Annotated in this window: 17 protein-coding genes; 5 read left to right on the plus strand and 12 right to left on the minus strand. The window is 72.2% G+C overall.

Annotated elements, in window-relative coordinates; genetic code table 11:
• Positions 1–105 precede the first annotated feature (105 nt).
• From K7C98_RS15620 to K7C98_RS15630, 3 genes are all read right to left on the minus strand, one after another.
• Complete coding sequence (locus K7C98_RS15620; RefSeq protein ID WP_224192462.1) at positions 106–735, minus strand: RNA polymerase sigma factor; 630 nt, start codon at positions 733–735, stop codon at positions 106–108.
• Positions 736–772: 37 nt separating this feature from the next.
• Positions 773–1,738: a hypothetical protein gene (locus K7C98_RS15625; protein WP_224192463.1), complete on the minus strand. Its 966-nt coding sequence runs from the start codon at positions 1,736–1,738 to the stop codon at positions 773–775.
• A gap of 226 nt (positions 1,739–1,964) precedes the next feature.
• Positions 1,965–4,097, minus strand: a complete 2,133-nt coding sequence (locus tag K7C98_RS15630) for a serine/threonine-protein kinase (protein ID WP_224192464.1) — start codon at positions 4,095–4,097, stop codon at positions 1,965–1,967.
• A gap of 99 nt (positions 4,098–4,196) precedes the next feature.
• On the opposite strand from K7C98_RS15630, the gene K7C98_RS15635 reads away from it, so the two are divergent.
• Positions 4,197–4,781, plus strand: a complete 585-nt coding sequence (locus tag K7C98_RS15635; RefSeq protein WP_224192465.1) for an RNA polymerase sigma factor — start codon at positions 4,197–4,199, stop codon at positions 4,779–4,781.
• A gap of 614 nt (positions 4,782–5,395) precedes the next feature.
• On the opposite strand, the gene K7C98_RS15640 is transcribed toward K7C98_RS15635, so the two are convergent.
• Both K7C98_RS15640 and K7C98_RS15645 read right to left on the minus strand, forming a co-directional pair.
• On the minus strand, positions 5,396–5,674 hold the full coding sequence (locus tag K7C98_RS15640) for a hypothetical protein (protein WP_224192466.1): 279 nt from the start codon (positions 5,672–5,674) through the stop codon (positions 5,396–5,398).
• Positions 5,675–5,955: 281 nt separating this feature from the next.
• Positions 5,956–6,789 (minus strand): oxidoreductase, encoded by an 834-nt coding sequence (locus tag K7C98_RS15645; RefSeq protein WP_224192467.1) that lies wholly within the window; start codon positions 6,787–6,789, stop codon positions 5,956–5,958.
• A 115-nt stretch (positions 6,790–6,904) separates the two neighbouring features.
• Here K7C98_RS15645 and K7C98_RS15650 point away from each other — a divergent pair, with 115 nt between their 5' ends.
• Positions 6,905–7,828, plus strand: a complete 924-nt coding sequence (locus K7C98_RS15650; protein WP_224192468.1) for a LysR family transcriptional regulator — start codon at positions 6,905–6,907, stop codon at positions 7,826–7,828.
• 131 nt (positions 7,829–7,959) lie between these two features.
• Positions 7,960–8,463 (plus strand): hypothetical protein, encoded by a 504-nt coding sequence (locus tag K7C98_RS15655; protein WP_224192469.1) that lies wholly within the window; start codon positions 7,960–7,962, stop codon positions 8,461–8,463.
• A gap of 82 nt (positions 8,464–8,545) precedes the next feature.
• On the opposite strand, the gene K7C98_RS15660 is transcribed toward K7C98_RS15655, so the two are convergent.
• The gene (locus K7C98_RS15660) at positions 8,546–9,553 is read right to left on the minus strand and encodes an AraC family transcriptional regulator (protein ID WP_224192470.1); all 1,008 of its coding nucleotides are present in this window, start codon (positions 9,551–9,553) and stop codon (positions 8,546–8,548) included.
• Between the two features lie 56 nt (positions 9,554–9,609).
• A complete protein-coding gene (locus K7C98_RS15665; RefSeq protein ID WP_224192471.1) occupies positions 9,610–11,454 on the minus strand; it encodes an ABC transporter ATP-binding protein in 1,845 nt (614 codons plus the stop codon).
• Positions 11,455–12,354: 900 nt separating this feature from the next.
• Here K7C98_RS15665 and K7C98_RS15670 point away from each other — a divergent pair.
• Complete coding sequence (locus tag K7C98_RS15670) at positions 12,355–13,218, plus strand: BON domain-containing protein (RefSeq protein WP_224192472.1); 864 nt, start codon at positions 12,355–12,357, stop codon at positions 13,216–13,218.
• Positions 13,219–13,317: 99 nt separating this feature from the next.
• On the opposite strand, the gene K7C98_RS15675 is transcribed toward K7C98_RS15670, so the two are convergent.
• The 5 genes from K7C98_RS15675 to K7C98_RS43630 all read right to left on the minus strand — a co-directional run bounded on the left by K7C98_RS15675 (position 13,318) and on the right by K7C98_RS43630 (position 16,085).
• Complete coding sequence (locus tag K7C98_RS15675; RefSeq protein ID WP_224192473.1) at positions 13,318–13,821, minus strand: hypothetical protein; 504 nt, start codon at positions 13,819–13,821, stop codon at positions 13,318–13,320.
• Positions 13,815–14,438, minus strand: a complete 624-nt coding sequence (locus tag K7C98_RS15680) for a peptidoglycan-binding domain-containing protein (RefSeq protein ID WP_224192474.1) — start codon at positions 14,436–14,438, stop codon at positions 13,815–13,817. The genes K7C98_RS15675 and K7C98_RS15680 overlap by 7 nt, the downstream gene beginning before the upstream one ends.
• Before the next feature lie 10 nt (positions 14,439–14,448).
• Positions 14,449–15,027: a hypothetical protein gene (locus K7C98_RS15685; protein ID WP_224192475.1), complete on the minus strand. Its 579-nt coding sequence runs from the start codon at positions 15,025–15,027 to the stop codon at positions 14,449–14,451.
• Between the two features lie 17 nt (positions 15,028–15,044).
• Positions 15,045–15,719, minus strand: coding sequence for a hypothetical protein (locus K7C98_RS15690; protein WP_224192476.1), 675 nt, complete (start codon positions 15,717–15,719; stop codon positions 15,045–15,047).
• Positions 15,720–15,962: 243 nt separating this feature from the next.
• Positions 15,963–16,085 (minus strand): hypothetical protein, encoded by a 123-nt coding sequence (locus tag K7C98_RS43630; RefSeq protein WP_263429526.1) that lies wholly within the window; start codon positions 16,083–16,085, stop codon positions 15,963–15,965.
• A 26-nt stretch (positions 16,086–16,111) separates the two neighbouring features.
• On the opposite strand from K7C98_RS43630, the gene K7C98_RS15695 reads away from it, so the two are divergent.
• The gene (locus tag K7C98_RS15695; RefSeq protein ID WP_224192477.1) at positions 16,112–16,351 is read left to right on the plus strand and encodes a hypothetical protein; all 240 of its coding nucleotides are present in this window, start codon (positions 16,112–16,114) and stop codon (positions 16,349–16,351) included.
• The last annotated feature ends 31 nt before the right edge of the window (positions 16,352–16,382 follow it).

Consider the following 16,382-nt stretch of genomic DNA (forward strand, 5'->3'; position numbering starts at 1 on the left):
CAGGACCGTCCGACCACGCCTCGTCGGCGGCCGCGTGACAATCATGTCCCATTCGACATGTCGTAAAGAGCATGCCCGAATCGCCATGCCCATTTCGACATGTCCTTACGGACCTGTCCCGCGAGGCATCCCGCGGGCCGACAGCTCGCGGACCCAGTCGTCGAGGCGGTCGACGGTGGACGCGCGCAGGGCCGGCGTCTCGGCCAGGCGCTCGCAGGCGGCCACGACCAGCAGCCGGGCCTTGCGCAGGCGGCCGTACATGCCCGGTTCGGACAGCCCGTACATGCGGGCCAGCTCGCCGGCGGTCGCGCCCTCGAGGTGGTAGAGCTCGAACGCGATCTGCAGGTCGATCGGCAGCTCGCGCAGCGCCTGCAGCAGGATCGCCTCCTCGCGGCGGTGCGCCAGCGCGCTGGTCGGCGACGGGCCGAAGCCGGCCAGGCTGTGCTCGATCGGGTCGAGGTGGTCGGCGTCGCGGCGCTTGCGGCGGAGGTGGGTCAGCAGCACCAGGCGGGCCGTGCCGAGCACGTAGGTGCGGAACGCCGACTCGCCGCGGAACCGCTGCTTGCCCTCGCACATCGCCAGGAACGTCTGCTGGATCAGGTCGGCCGCCGCCTCCTCGCCGACCTTGTAGTAGAAGAAGCGGCACACCGCGTCGAAGTGGCGCGCGAGCAGCGAGTCGCCGGCCGCGCGGTCGCCCGCGCGCCAGGCCGTCAGCAGCTCCTCGTCGCTCGCCATCGTCGCGCTGCAGTATAGCGGCGCGCGCGAGCCGGCGTCACGCCGCCCACGGCTCGATCCCGTACTCGCGGCGCAGCGCGGCGACCGGGCGGTCCATCACCGCCCAGAAGTCCCAGTGGTCGGTCAGGTCGACCGTCATCCGCGCCCCGCGGGCGAACGCTCGCACCACCTCGTCGATCGCGCCCGGCTTGTCGTTGTAGAAGCCGTGGACCGGATCGGCGAAGGCCGTCAAGCGCAGGCCGTGCTGGCCGTTGAGCAGCAGGAACACCAGCACGCTGAACGGGTCCTGGCGCTTGTATCCGGCCTGGAACGCGAGCACGAGCCCCTCGCTCGCGAAGTCGGTGCCGTAGCCGCCGAGGATGTGCGACAGATCGTGCGTCAACAGCCCCTCCGGCGGGCCGTGCTTCTCGCCCGGGAACTTGAATTCGTTGGCGCCGTAGAAGCGCCACAGCTCCTTGCCCAGCGTGCCCTCGGGGTAATTCGCCAGCCCGCGGTAGCGCTCGGCCAGCGCCGTGTTCTCCCACAGCCCGGCGAAGCTGCCGAAGTTCTTGACCACGCCGAGGAAGCCCCGGTCCTCGTAGAGCTGCTTCAACGCCGGCCCGGCGAGGCTGCGGCGGATCACGTCGAAGCGCAGCGCCATCAGCCGCTCGGTCTGGAAGTTGCGCAGCTGCGCCAGCGTGGTCGACTCCACCGCCAGCGCCGCCGCGAAGCGCTCGATCGCCGCCTGCTCGGCCTCGTCGACGACCTCGCTGGTCAGCGTCAGCGTCACCATGCCGCCGATCAGTTGGGTCCGCAGCGCCGGCTCCTCGATCGCCGCCGCCAGCTCCGCCGGCGTGATCGGCCCGAGCGCGTCGAGGTCGAGATCGGTGCGCAGCAGGTGGCGCTGGATCGCCAGCAGCGCCTCGCGGCGGATCGGCGCGAGCTCCCCCGCGGCGGTGAGTACGGTCTTCATGGCGCGCAGGCCGGCGCGGGCCTGCTCGTGGGTCGGGATCAGAAACGACATGGTTCGCTCTCCGTGGTCCCATCGTGCAACCCGCCGCGAGCACGCGCCTTGTCGCGGCGCGCCAACGAATTGTCCGCAGGCGTCACGCGTCGGCGCGGAGGCGCATGGTCGACGCGATACCGGCGCTCGCCGTGTCACGCCTCGGCGCGGAGACCTGCGTCGGAGAAGGGCACCGCGCCGGTCATGGCTCTCTGCATGCAGCGCCAGTCCCCGCGACCGGCCGACATCACCGGGTGTTCAGCGCCGGGAAGTCGAGGAACCCGAGGTCGTGCTCCGCGAGGCACAGCGGCGCGGTCCCGGCGCGGACCGCCGCCGCGGCTCCAGAGTCGCCGGCGTGGTCGTGGGCCCGCGCCAGCAGCTCCGTGTCGCCGGCCGTCGCCGACGGATCGGCGGCGACGGCCGCGAGGTCGGCGATCGCCGTCGCCAGCGGGCGACACACGTCGGCTCCCCCATGCGCGCACACCCCTGCGGGCACGGCGTGGCGCGCGTGGGCCAGCTCGATGTACGCCAGGTCGCGGCGCAGGCGCACGCGCAGCGGATGCGCCTCCGGCAGCGCGGCGAGGGCCGTGGCGGCGCCGACCCACGCCTCCTCGCGCACGTCGTCGGTGTGCGGACCGGCCTCGAGCAGTTCGGCGGCGAGGACCCACGCGCGCGCGGCGATGTCGGCGTGGCCGGTCGCGGCGGCGCGGCGGCCCAGCGCGACGGCGTCGACCAGCGAGTCGCGCGCGGGCAGCAACGGCCCGTGCAGGCCGGCGACGAGCAGCGAGAACCACGCCTCGTGGGCGGCGCGCGGGTCCTGGGCGCTCGGCACCGTCGTCACGAACCGGCGGGCGAGCTCGGCGTCGGGCGGGAAGCCCGTCTCGCGGGTCGCCGGGCGCGGGACGAACGCGCCGGCGTTGACGAGGCGCAGGTGCCACGCCTGGGCCCGCACCTCGGGCGGCGCCTCGCTGACCAGCGCGCGGTAGTTCACCGGCGCCGCGCAGTCGGCCAGCGCGGGCAGCAGCTCGCTGGCGGCCAGGCCGACGAGGCCGCCGAAGCTCGGCGCCTCGACGACAGCCTGCGCGAAGTCGGACAGCGCCGTCCGGCGATCGGCGAGGCAGGTCGCGGTCCAGACGTTCGGCTCCGGCGACTGGCAATACTCGCGCTGGGCGATCCGCCACTCGGCGGCGTAGGCGTCGATCGGCGCGAGCGCGAGACCTGTCTCGGCGGACATGGCCGCAGCGACCTGTCCGCGACGCCCGGCGTCCCACACCCCCCGCAGCGGCTCGGCCTCGCCGCAGTCGACGGGCAGCGGGAGGAGCGTCGGGGGCGGCCGGTCGGGCTCGGAGAGCAGCAAGCCGAGGCCGAGCAGCGCGCTCGCCCCCGTGACCGCCGCCACCATCGCCCTTCGCGGGGTCGCCCGCACGCCGCGCAGGGCGACCAGCAGCGCCGACATATCGGGCCAGCGGCGCGCCGGGTCGACCGCGAGGGCGCGCCGCAGCACCGCGAGCACCCGCGCCGGCACGCCGCGCTTCATCGGGTGGATCGCGCCGCGCTCGATCGCCGCCAGCAGCGCGCCGATCGTCTCACCGCGGAACGGCCGGTGACCGGCGAGCGCCTCGTAGACCACGACGGCGAACGAGAACTGGTCGCTGGCCGGGGTCGCCGCTTCGCCGCGGAACTGCTCCGGCGCCATGTAGGCCGGCGTCCCGAGCAGCACGTCCGTGCGCGTCAGCGGCTGGTCGAGCAGCAGGGCGCCGTCGCTGGCGGTGCGCTCGAGCTCCTCGGCGACGGCGCTGCTGCGCGCGAGCCCGAAGTCGGAGATCCGGGCCCGGGCGCCGCTCATCAGCACGTTGGCGGGCTTGAAGTCGCGGTGGACCAGGCCGGCGGCGTGGGCGGCGGCGAGGCCGTCCCCGGCCTGCGCGAGCACGCCGAGGACCTCCTGCCAGCCGCGCGGCCGGGCGCGCAGCCAGACGTCGAGCGTGCCGCCGTCGACATACTCCATCGCCAGATAGACCTGCCCGCCGTTCACCCCGGCCTCGTGGACCGCCACCACGTTGGGGTGCTGCAGCCGCGCCATCGCCTGCGCCTCGCGCAGCAGACGCTCGGTCGCGTGCGCGCCGGCCGTCGTCGGCTGGATCAGCTTCAGCGCGACGGTCCGCCCGAGCTGCGGGTCGGTCGCCGCGTAAACCACTCCCATGCCGCCGGAGCCGAGCAAGCGCTGGACCTGGAACCGCCCGATCACGAGGGCCGGCGCCGCGTCGCCGAACAGCACGGCCGCGACCTGGCGGCGCACCTGGTCGATCGGCGCCAGCGGGCCGGGCGCGGCGGTCAGGCGGACGGTGGGGGGCACGGGGATCAGGGTCGCACGCGTGTGCACGAAGGTCACCTCGAGCACGACGTTCCCGATCCCGTCCCGGCGATCACGGACCCTCTCGATTTTTCTTCGGGCGCCCCCGCGCCGCGATACCGTCGCCCGGTGGAAAGCGACGAGGTGCTCCTCTCCGCCTGGCGCGGCGGCGACGCAAAGGCCGGCCGGACGCTCTTCGCGCGGCACGTCGACGGCGTGACGCGATTCTTCTTCAGCAAGGTCCAGACCGGCGTCGAGGACCTGGTCCAGCGCACCTTCCTCGCCCTGCTCGAGCGCACCGAGGCGCCCGAGGCCGGCGTGCGCGCCTACCTGTTCGGCATCGCCAGGAAGCTGCTGCTGCGCCGCTTCCGCGACGAGTACCGGAGCCCGATCGACGCCGGCACCGTCTCGGTCGCCGACCTGCGGACCTCGCCCAGCGACATCGTCGACCGCCGCCAGCACCTCCAGCTCCTCTACCGTGCGTTGCAGGCGCTGCCGCTCGACCTGCAGATCGCGCTCGAACTGTTCTACTGGGAGTCGCTGACGGCGGCGGAGATCGGCGCGGTGCTCGACCTGCCCGAAGGGACAGTGCGCAGCCGCCTGCGACGCGGCCGCGAGCTGCTCGCCGCGCAGATGCAATCACTGCCGGCCGCCACCGTCGCAGCCGACCTCGAGACATGGGCCCGCGAGCTCCGCGAGCGCGTCGGACGGTGAGCCTCACCCCCGACACGCAGAGGCCGGCGCGCGCGAGACTCCTCGAGCTCTCTGCGGCGTGCAGCCCGATCACGTTGATCTGGAACAGCGCCTCAACCTCTTCCGCCGCCCCCTCCTCGTTCGCCCCCGGCAGCCCGTAGCGACCCCTCGCGCAGCTCGCCATGGCCGGCGAGCATCACGTCCCAGGGGATGGCCTCCGGCCGGTCGTGGAGGTCGATCACGTGGCGGGCTCGCCGGGGCGAGGGCTCGAGGGCTTCGAAGTACAGCTTCCAGTGGACCTCGTCGCCGACGCCCTTGCGCTCGATCTCGACCCAGAACGCGTGCTCTCGCTGGTCCTGGCCGGGGGCGCCTGCTCGCTCACGAATCAGACGCCGCGGCGCCAGGCGCCAGCGACGAGCGCCATTCCTCTTGAGAAACGAGTCTCTGCGGAAAATCGGTCGTCTCGTCGTGAATCAAGGCACCTATGAACTGTTGATATCTCGCGCATTGGAACGTCCGGGCGGGCGTGAATTGGTCGAGTACGTCGAAGGTTACGGCTCGGTGTGGATACACTGACCCCTGTTCGCTGGATCCCCGGGCTGTGGTGTCCAGGTGTTGCGCACCGGGTCGGCGGATCATCCGGGGGGCTCGACGCACACCTCGCCCGGGCCGTCGTAGATCTTGTCGCACACCATGCCGACGGGGCACGGGTGAACGGCGCAGGGGATCCAGCACTCCTTCATCGGGGGCCCGGGCTGCCTCCCGTGCACATCGATGCACTGTTCAGGCGCCTTGCATGTCGTGTCTCCGCACGGCTCGCCGGCGGCGTCAGGCGGCGGCGAGTCCGGCTTCTTGCTCGCCGAGCAGCCGACACACCCGACGAGGAGCAGCGCGAGTATGGACGACTTCCGCATGGCGTCCGCGATAGCACGGCCGCCATGTCTCGCTCCATCGAATTACACGCGCTCATGCCCGCGCGCGGCCCGGCGGCGCGCCGGCGATGGGCCTCGTGACAGCGCGGCAGCGATGGGAGCGCCACGTCGCGACGCGGGCATCGAGCGGCCTGCCGTGCAAGGATCACGCGGCGACGGCGGGCGTCAACCCGCGGGCCTGACGCGGTGGAAGTCGAAGCCGAGGTGCCCCGGCGGCACCGCACCCGCTGCGGCGCCGAGCTTCGCCGCGCGTCGATCCATCGTCACCCCGCGAAGCCGCGCACCGCCGCGACCTCGCGCCACTGCGCCAGCTCGGCCTCGACGGCCGCGTGCTTGGCCTCCACGCGGGCGAACGCGTCGGCGCCGACCGGCACGCGCACGGGAGGACGCGCCGCCGCGACCACCTGCAAGATCACCTGCGCCAGCTGCTTCGGGTCGCCGGGCTGCGCGCCGTCGTGGCCATTCGCGAACTCCCGGACCGCGCCGACCGTCGCCGCGTAGTCGCCGATCTCCCGCCGCACCCGGCCGAGCGAGCCGCCGGCCAGGAACTCGGTGCGGAAGAAGCCCGGCTCGATCACCGTCGCGTGGATCCCGAGCGGCGCGAGCTCCTGCGCCAGCGCCTCCGTGATCCCCTCGACCGCGAACTTGGTCGCGCAGTACAGGCCCCAGCCCGAGCTCGACGCGTAGCCGCCGAGCGAGGAGATGTTGAGCACGTGCCCCGAACCCTGGCGTCGCATGTATGGCAGCACCGCGCGCGTCACCGCCAGCAGTCCGAACACGTTGGTCTGGAACAGCGCCTCGACCTCGTCCGCCGCGCCCTCCTCGATCGCCCCCAGCAGCCCGTAGCCGGCGTTGTTGACCAGCACGTCGATCCGCCCGAAGCGCTCGACCGCCGCCATGGCCGCCGCCTGCGCCTGCGCCTCGTCGCGCACGTCGAGCCGCACGAACATCCGCCGCGGGTGCTCCGGCACCGCCGCGGCCGCCCGCTCCGGGTCGCGCACCGCCGCCACCACCACGTCGCCGGCCGCCAGCGCCGCCTCCGCGATCACCTGCCCGAGTCCCCGCGAAGCCCCCGTGATGAACCAAACTTTCGCCATGATCCTGCTCCTTTGCGCGGCCTGCGTCCGCCCCGTGCGTCGCTTCGTTGGCCGCTGACGAGACGAATATGGCGCGCCCCCGCGTGAAGAAAAATGGGATTATCATTCCAGAAGCATGAAGTCTCGCTTCACAATCCGCCCGGCCGACCTGCCGGCGATCGCCGCCTTCGAGTGCGTCGCCCGCCACTGCAGCTTCACGCGCGCCGCGGACGAGCTCGGCGTCTCGACCTCGGCGCTGTCGCAGACCGTACGCAAGCTGGAGCGCCACCTCGGGGTGCTGCTCCTGCGCCGCACCACCCGCAGCGTCGGTCCGACGGACGCCGGCGCCCGCTTCCTCGCCGGCGTCGGCCCTGCCCTCGCCCAGCTCGCCGACGCGTGCGAGTCGCTCGAGGGCGAGGGCGAGGACCCGCGCGGCCTCCTGCGCGTCGCGCTGTCGCGGGTCACCTACGCCCTGTTCATCGCCCCGCACCTGGCCCGCTTCGCCCGCGAATACCCGCACATCCGCCTCGAGTTCGGCCTCAGCGACGGCCTCAGCGAGGTCGTCGGCGAGGGCTACGACGTCGGCGTGCGCCTCGGCGAGGCCATCCCGCGCGACATGATCACCGCCCCGCTCGGCGGCCCGCAGCGCATGGTCATCGTCGGCGCCCCGGAGTACTTCGCCCACCACCCGCGCCCGACCGCCCCGCACGACCTGCTCGAGCACGACTGCATCCGCCTGCGCTTCGTCACCAGCGGACGCATGCAGCGCTGGTGGCTCGGCGACGGCGAAGACGAGGTCGAGCTCGACGTCGACGGCCGCGTGGTCCTCAACGACATGCTGGCGATCGTCGACGCCGCGGTGGCCGGGCTGGGGCTGGCGCAGGTGTTCGCCGGCCTGGTCCGCGCGCCCCTGGCCGACAAGCAGCTCGTCCGCGTGCTGCAGAGCCACAGCGCCGAGTTCCCCGGCTTCTTCTTCTACTACCCGAACCGCGCCCACATGCCGGCCAAGCTGCGCTGCTTCCTCGACTTCTTCCGCGCGGCCAATCGCCCGCGCGGGTGAGTGTTCATGCGAGTACGCCGGCACGGCCGCGCGCGCGAGGCGATGGACCATGGGAGCGAGCCCCGACGCGCACCAGGCGAACAAATCGCTGTGCAGCGGGCATCATGGCAACCTGAACGCGGAGCCCGAGCATGAGCGCGACGACCGATCTCACGGCCTGCATCGAGCGAATCCTGGCGAACCTGCAGGCCATCGCACGCACGCCGATCCGCCACGATCATCGGCGCCGGTTCGTCGCGGATCTGCTGCGCGACGTCTACGCGCTGGGTCTCGCGTGGTCGGGCGATCCGGCGCTGCGGGGCGAGGCGTTCGCTCGACTCGCGCCGCTGTGGCGGCACTTCGCCGACGAGGGGCCGTTCGAGCTGCAGATGTTCGCTGCGCGAGTGTCCTCGTCGGCGCTGCTCGACGCCGAGGGGTGGGTGGGGCCGTGCCGCCGTCGTTCCGCGCTGGCCTTCTTCGTCGAGCTGGCGGGCGCGGAGCTCGACCTCGCCCGGCTGGAGGAGGACCTCGACGGGCTCGACGAGACATTGCGCGAGCAGGCGACCCGCGAGGGCTACCTGCGCGACGAGGAGCGCGATGCCGGCGTCCCGCACGCGCACTGGTGGTGGTGGGCGCCGGACAGATCCGGCCCATGAACCCGGCGGCCCTGCTTCGTATCGATGTCGTCGCATGTCCGAAGGGACAGGCCGCGCCCGACGACCTCTTCATCCGCGCAATTCACTGCCCCGCGCGCTGCCGCCACGCCGACGGCACCTCGCCGGTCCACCGGCGAAACGCCCGGGTGAACGCCGCCACCTCCGTGAACCCCACCAAGAACGCGATCTCCGACACCGTCCGCTGCGCCTCGCGCAGGTACCCGAGCGACAGATCGCGGCGCACCTCGTCGACCAGCGTCTGATACGTCGTCCCCTCCGCCTGCAGCGCGCGTTGCAGCGTGCGCGTGCTGGTCGCCAGCGCCTTCGCCGTCGCCTCGAGGGCAGGCAGCTCGCCGGGCAGCGCCCGCACCACGTGGGTCTTCACGCGGTGAATCAGATCGTCGCGCGCGGGCAGGCGCGCCAGCAGGTCGTCCGCGTGGCGCTCGAGCAACGCCCCCAGCGACGGATCGCCGCCGCGGACCGGCGCGTCGAGCAGCTCGGCGCGGAACGCCATCCCGCTCGCGACCTCATGAAAGCCCAGCGGCGCCGCGAACAGCCGCCGGTGCGGCTCGATGTCGGCCGGCGACCCGTGCTGGAACGCCACGCGCCGCAGCGTCATCGCCGGGCCGACCAGCGCCCGCGCCCGCAACATCCACGTCGCCACCACGTACTCCGCGAAGTGCCGCGGCGCGCAGGCCGTCCCGCGCAGCCGCAGCATCAACCTCGCCTCACCGCCGCTCGTCGCCAGCACCAGCTCGGCGTCGTCGTGGTGCAGCCGTTGATAGCGCAGCATCCGCTCGATCGCGTGGCGCAGCGTCGGCCCCTGCGCGCACACGTAGTCGACCACGTCGAACGGCGCGTCGCGCAGCAGCTCCGCCGCCGCGAGGCCGAACGCCGGGTCGCCGCACAGCGCGGGCACCTGCTCCCACGCGCGCAGGAACAGCGGGTGCGGCACGCGGACGTGCGGGTCGGCGAGGATCGCCGGATCGAACTCGAGCCGCCGCCCGAGCTCGTCCGGAGCGAGGCCGAAGCGCGCCGCCGCGAGCACGCAGATCCGGATCGCCTTGATGCACGCCGTCGACGGAGTCATCGCCCGCCACCATGACAGCGCCCCCGCGCGGCCCCGTCAATCGGGACCCGCGGCCCTCACGCCAGCTCGACCGCGGCCGCGTGGCTCGCCGACCCGGTGTCACGCCGGCGCCGCCGTGGCGCCGCGGGTTCGCGGATCATCGGCAGCTCGGCGCCGGGCAGCTCGGAGGGCGACAGCTCGCGCACCTCGCCGTCCTCGACGTAGATGATGCGATCGAACAGCGACAACAAGCTCCAGCGGTGGCAGCTGGCGATCACCGTCACCTCCGGCAGCGCGCCGAAGATCGACCCCAGCACCTCGCGTTCGGTCCGCGGATCGAGGGCCGCCGTCGGCTCGTCGAGCAGCACCAGGTCGCGGGCCCCGGCGCGCAGCAGCCCGCGGGCCAGCGCGATCCGCTGGCGCTCGCCGCCCGACAGATTGAGGCCGCTCTGGGCCAGGTGCGTGTCCCAGCCCGCGGGCAGCTTGGCGATGATCGGCTCCAGCCGCGCCAGCGCGACCGCCCGCTCGAGCGCCCCGGGCGGCAGCGCCTCGTCGAGCGTCACGTTGTAGCGCAGCGTGTCGGAGAAGATCTGCGGCTCCTGCGGGATGAGCAGCGCACGCCGCGTCAGCGCCTCGATCGCCGTCGTCCGCCCGTCGCACACCACCTCGCCGGCGGCCGGACGGATCATCCCCGCCAGCAGCTTGAGGAGCGTCGACTTGCCGCCGCCGCTCGGGCCCACGAGCGCGATCTTCTCGCCCTTGCGCAGCGTCAGCGCCTCGCAGCGGAGCCCGCGCTCGTCGCCCGAGTAGGAGAACGCCAGCCGCCGCACCGCCACCTCGCGCCATTGCGACCGCTGCTGCGGCCGGCTCGGGCGCGGCGCCGGAGAGCCGGCGAGCAGCTCGCTGGCGTCCTCGTAGGCCGTGCAGGCCTCGACGATGTTGCCGTAGTAGGCCGAGAACGAGCTGATCGCCCCGAAGATCTTGTCGAGGTAGCTGATCAGCACATACACCTGCGCCACGTCGAGCGCGGCGCTGCGGACCCCGGCGCCGTGGAAGTACCACAGCAGCGACGTCGCCATCACCAGCGCGTAGCCGCAGCTCACCGCGGCCCACTTCAGCTCGCTGAAGCGAGACACCCGGCGGACGTTGGCGCTGCCCTCCTCGCGGTGACCGGCGAGCTCGGACTCGGCGTTCCTCTCGAGGCTGAGCGTCTTCACCGTCACCATGTTGGCGAGGTAATCGACGCACACCCGGCCGATCTTGTTGTCGAACTGGTTGGTGCGGCGGATGTGTTCGACCAGGCGGCGGTTGAAGTACATCATCGCCGCGACGGTGGCGGCGCTCATGACGACCACGTTGGCCGCCACCACCCAGTCGAGCGCCAGCAAGGCCGCGCTGGCCAGCACGACCTTGACCGTGCCCTCGAGCACCTGCCACGAGTACTGCCCGACCACGTTGCTGACCGCCAGCGCCGAGCGATTGAGCTTGGCCAGGTTCTCGCCGGTGTGGCGCTCGACGTGCCAGTGCAGCTCGTAGCCGAGCAGCGCGCGGAACACCCGGCCGAGCGTGTGCATGCGCGCGTGGTAGGCCACGCCGCTCTGCACATAGCGCCCGAGGTGGTGCAGCACGATGTTGGCGAAGCGCAGCCCGAGGTACGCGCCGATGCCGAGCAGCGCGCTCTCGTAGGCGACGCGCGTGAACCCGTGCTCGACGAACACGCCGACGGTGTACCCGATGGCCCACGGCACCAGCAGCTCGGCCGCGTTGGCCCCGACGAACAGCGCCACGAACAGGTAGAAGCGAGCGCGACTGGCCCCCAGCGCCTCCCACGAGGCCCACACCAGCGCCATCAGCCCGCGGGGCGCCCGTGCGCGCGGCCGCGGCTCCGGCGGGTCCAGGGCGACCGCAGGAGGGGAAGACATCCGAGGGATCCGGTCCATGACGAGACTGACCAATGCGACCTTCTTGTGGCTGTGCGCGAAGTTGGCGAGGTTAGCAGGCCGATCGCTCGAGGCCCGCCCGAGTCGATCGCCCGCGGACGTTTGCACTCCCCACAGCGCCAATTCCCTCGAATTCGCCGGCGAACCGCGGCGGCCCGCTCGCCCCCAACATCCGCTCCAGGAGCCCCGCGCGCCGCGATCTCGCAGCGACGAGAGGGCTCCGCTGGGCGCACTGCTGCGTCTCGACATGCTCGGTCATGGTCATGCGAATGCGAGGAGCCGGCCCGCGACCGCCGAGGGCGTGGACGAGACGGCCACCTCTTCTCTATCAGAGGCGTAACCACCAAAGAAAGCCGCAGGGCGCACGGCGCCCCCGCCGCCGCCGCTTTCTACGGACCGGCGGCCGCCCCGCCGCCAGTGAGGCGACCGGCTTTCATCGGCGCCCTCCACCAGCACGCATCACCGAACGGCGCCGCTCGCGGCCCGCTCGCGTCCGCCGGCGCTCGGCGCAGCCCGCACCCGGGAAGGCGCCGCGGCCGCCACGTCTCATCTGTTTCACGCATGCTCGAAATCAAATGTCCTTTAGACCATCTCACGAGTCATCGCCAGAGCGTGGTCCATCGCTCCTTCAAACATGTCCGTGTCGACATGTCTTAAAAAACATATCACTTTACCATCACATGTCCCTCGGGCCATATCACCGCCGTCCGCCGCCGGCGAGCGCCAGGACGCGCCACGCCTCGGCCCGCTGCGGCCGCTCCGCACCTGGAGTCGCGCGAGGAGCCTCAGGCGCAGGCGTGACCCGGAGCGCGCCGCGACGGGCGAAAGATCGTGGCTCGTCCGGGGGCGCGCCCCATCCTGCCGACCGCGGAGGAACGAACCATGCACAGCAAAAAACACCACAACCGCGGCCGCCGCCACCGGCGCGAGGGCCGGGCAGACCTCGGGGAAGCACGCGGCATGTTGGTCCGCGCGATCGACCGCGTGCGCGCGTGGTTCGGCGACACGGAGGCGGCCTGCCGGCTGAACCAGGATGACCGCCGCAGCCGCCGGGACGCCCGCCTGCAGGCCCGCGAGGACCGGCGGCAGCAAGGTCAACAGCGTCATCGGCAGCAGGCCCAGGAGCGCATGCAGGGCGGCGGTCGGGGCCGGCGCGAGCGCACGCGCGGCCCCTACCCGCTGAACTTCATCCCCTCGCCGCAGGTGTGGCCGTGGCAGTTCATGGGCCGCCAGATGCCGTGGCCGCCGAACCCCGAATCGTACTACCAGTCCGCGCTGCCGACCGGCGTGCGCGGGCGTCCGCTGGGCCGTCGCGGTCGCCACACCGGCCGCGGCCCCAAAGGCTACGTCCGCCCGGACACGCGGATCGTCGAGGACATCAACGAGGCGCTGACCTACAGCCCGCACATCGACGCCAGTGACATCGAGGTCAGGGTCGACAAGGGCGACGTCGTCGTCACCGGCAGCGTCGACGACCGCTACATCAAGCGGCTGGTCGAGGATCTGATCGAGGACGTGTCCGGCGTGCGCGACGTGCAGAACAACCTCCGCGTCGAGAAGCGCGAGCTCCAGGGCGCCGGCGGGATGAGCCGCGGCACCGGAAGGCGCGAGGACCTCGGGGCGGTCCGGCGCGACATGGACATCACGGTCGGCCAGGACCTCGAGGACCTCGACGTCAGCACCCTCAACACCGGCAAGGAGGGCGGCGGCATCCGCAAGGATCGCGGCGGCTTCTCGGGCACGTGAACCTCGCCGCGCGGCCGCGTCCCGGCGCGGTCGCGCGGCGCATGGATTCGCGGTAGACCGCCGGCGCCCCGGGCTGCGCGGCAGCGATCGGACCGACCGTCAGATCGTCACGTCCGTCGCCGGGAGCCGGATGTCGAGGGTCTTCTTGCGCCCTCCCAGTTCGACCTTGTACTTCCCGAGCCGGACCCTGAACGCCGCCTGCCCGGAGCCGCCGGTGGTCAGCGTCTGCACCACCGTGCCGTGCTCGTCGAACACGGTCCGCGGCGCGTTTCCCCTGGGCTCACCGTCCACGATGATGGCGAGCCCCGGCGGGACATCGAGCGCCAGTCGAGTCTCGGCGGGACCGGACTGCCCGGCAGCACCCGACTTGCGGAAGTTTCGTCGCTTGCGTCGATCGTAAAAACCGGAAAATATGGGCCGCGATGCGCCCGCCGGAGCCGCAAGACCCAGAGCCGAGCGAGGACCCGAAGGCCTCAGCCCCCGAGGAGCCCAGGCTCTCATCGGGACCTTCGCCGCGGCGCGCTCGGCCAGCGAGCGCGACACGTTCAACACGCTCGAGGTCGGACCGCGCTGGTCCTTCTCTTCGTGAGCTCGCATCAACACCCGTGAGCCTCCTGCAGGGCGGCGACCGTCGGCTCGTCGAGCGCGCCCGTCACCTCGAGCCGGCGCAGCGCCTGGAAGCGACGCAGCGCCCGCTCGAGGCCCTCGTCCGGCGTCGAGGCCTCGGCGTGGTAGAGGCCGAGGCTCCGCAGGCGCTGCGCGGCGCCTCGCCAGTGGTCCGCGGGTTCCAGGTGCCCCACCATGAACTCGTACTTCTCGCCGCGATCGGGGAGCACCAGCGTCGCCGTCGTCACGTCGGCCGGGATCGGCACCACGAGGCGTCCCTCGCCGTCCGCCGTGCCCTCGAGCTCCTGGCCGCCCGCCAGGAGCACGTAGGGCTCCCCGTCCAGGGGCTCGCCGTTCCGCTGCAGTCGGAGCCGGAACAGCGCCCGGGGTCGCTTCGCGCGAAAGCAGTGAGCCCCATCGGTCCCGACCTCGAAGGTGCGCGGCCCCGGCTGGGGCAGCGACACCTCGTCACCGGGCGCGAGGACATTCGGATCCCGCCCGGCTTCGCGCAGAGCGTCGTTGCCCGGGTCGTTCCAGATCGTATCGACGGGGAGCCACGTGCGCTCCGCGAGGGAACTGATGCACTCTCCTGGCTTGATCTTGTGCGTGGGCATCCGTGAGCGCTCATCCTGGCGTCGTCGCCAATTCGCAGACGCTGCCGTCGAGGTCCGGAAACGACACCCGGCAGGTTCCGGGAGACAGACGGGTGATCCGCGCCGAACCAAGCGAGTCGGTGTATCCGCGATGAGGGCGCCCGTCGGGGTCGATGATGAGATAGCGCTGACCGGAGATCCCCGCGTCATCGTCGTCGACGAGCCGGATCTCGATCCAGTGGGTCGCGTCCACGCGCGGCTCCAGCGGACGGTCGTCAGCCGTCTCCGATCGATCCGCACGCTGCCCCGATTGATACACCCCCCATTTCCGGAGAGGTTCGACCCGGACCGGGACGAGCCGTCCGGAGTCGATTGCCGCGACCAGCCGCGCGAGCACCTCGCGGTCCTGGAGCGGCGACGCGACGGACGTGAGCTCCGCGGCGATGAGACGCAGCGCCCGCGCGTCGATCGCGTCGGCGAACAGCGGCGCGAGCAGAGCCGCCGCTCGCGGGCCGCGGACCGCGATGCGTGGCGCACCCGCCCCGACCGCGTGCGCAGCCACGAGCGCGAAGCTCTCGCCACGACTGCGGAATGATCGGTGAAGCGTCATCACGTGCTCCGCGCAGCTCAATGGAGCTTGATCGTCGAGCCCCTGATCGTGACCTCGACGCTGAGCTTCTTCCTCGCGGACTCGAGCGCCTCGGCGAGGATCTGCGGCGTCGTGAGCTCCTCGTCGCGGCCCTGGACCGTGCGCGTGAACATCGCTCGGTCGCCCAACAACGAGGATGGCCTTGCAGAAAACATGGCTTTGAGGCCATAGCACGCGTCCTGTGGCAGGGACAAGTGTCCGCAGGAGTTCATTTTCGCCCCGCGCCGCCAGGATGTCTCCGCGCTCTCGGGGCGCGGTCGCACCGACACGAGCGCGGCCGTAGAACCGCCGGCCTGTGGCTTCAGGGTCCCTGGGATCCCTGGACACGGATCGCGCGCCGGCCTCGAGCGGCGGTGGGTGGATTCGTGGAGCCGCATTTGATACTCATGATTCTCTCCTGCGTGGATTGATCGAAATGCGCGCCGCCCCGACAGCATCCGGCTTCGCGGCGGCTTCACCGCGAGCGCGCGGCGCATGAATTCGAGGTACACCGCGAGCGCCTCGGCCTGCGTGTAGCGGTCGTCGAGCGCCAGGCGGTCGCCGAGCGCGAGCAGGGCGCCCCACAGCATGTAGGCCCACAGCTCGGTGTCGCCGCGGCGCAGCTCGCCCGTCGTCATCGCCCGGCGCAGGCTCGGCTCGGCGTTCATCACCATGCGGTGGAGGGCCTCGCGGGCGCGCGCGGCGACCTCGGGGTCGCGACCGTGCGCGGCGGCGCCTAGCAGGTTCGTCATCGTGCGGAAGCCGGCGAACCGCGACAGCACCGCCTGCGCCCGCAGCCGCGCCTCGTCCGTCATCGGCAGGCCCGACTGCGCCTGCGCCCGCAGCGACGCCGGCACCAGCGTGAAGCGCAGGCGATCGAGGCACTCGACGAACAGCTCGCTCTTGCCCGCGAAGTGCTAATAAGCCCTAAAACTGCGCCTCGCGGGCATCTGGATCACTTTGCCAAGCTCTTCCTTGGCTTTGCCAGAGCGCGCCTCCAGCGCATTGACCGCCTGCCGAGCAAGCGCGAGTTTGTTCACGTGGACATAGTGTACTGCCTCGGGGCGTGGCGATCACTCCTGGGGGTCATGGTGTCGTCGCGGGCTCGCTCAAGGCCGGACAGGGAACGAACTTCTGGATCGGGGCGTACCTCCTCCGTGAGCAGTACGCCCCTGCGTGGACGTTCGTGCATGACGGCATGGGCGCGCTTGAGCACGCCAGATCGGTGAGTGTGGGCCCGATGGGTCACATCTACGGCGGGGGGCTCGCCAATGGGTTCCCCGCGGTCGTGTACCTGAACCCGTGAGCCTCGCGCCCGCATGGGCGGCGGCGGGCAC

The sequence above is a fragment of the Nannocystis pusilla genome, assembly GCF_020073745.1.
Lineage (GTDB): Bacteria > Myxococcota_A > Polyangia > Nannocystales > Nannocystaceae > Nannocystis > Nannocystis radixulma.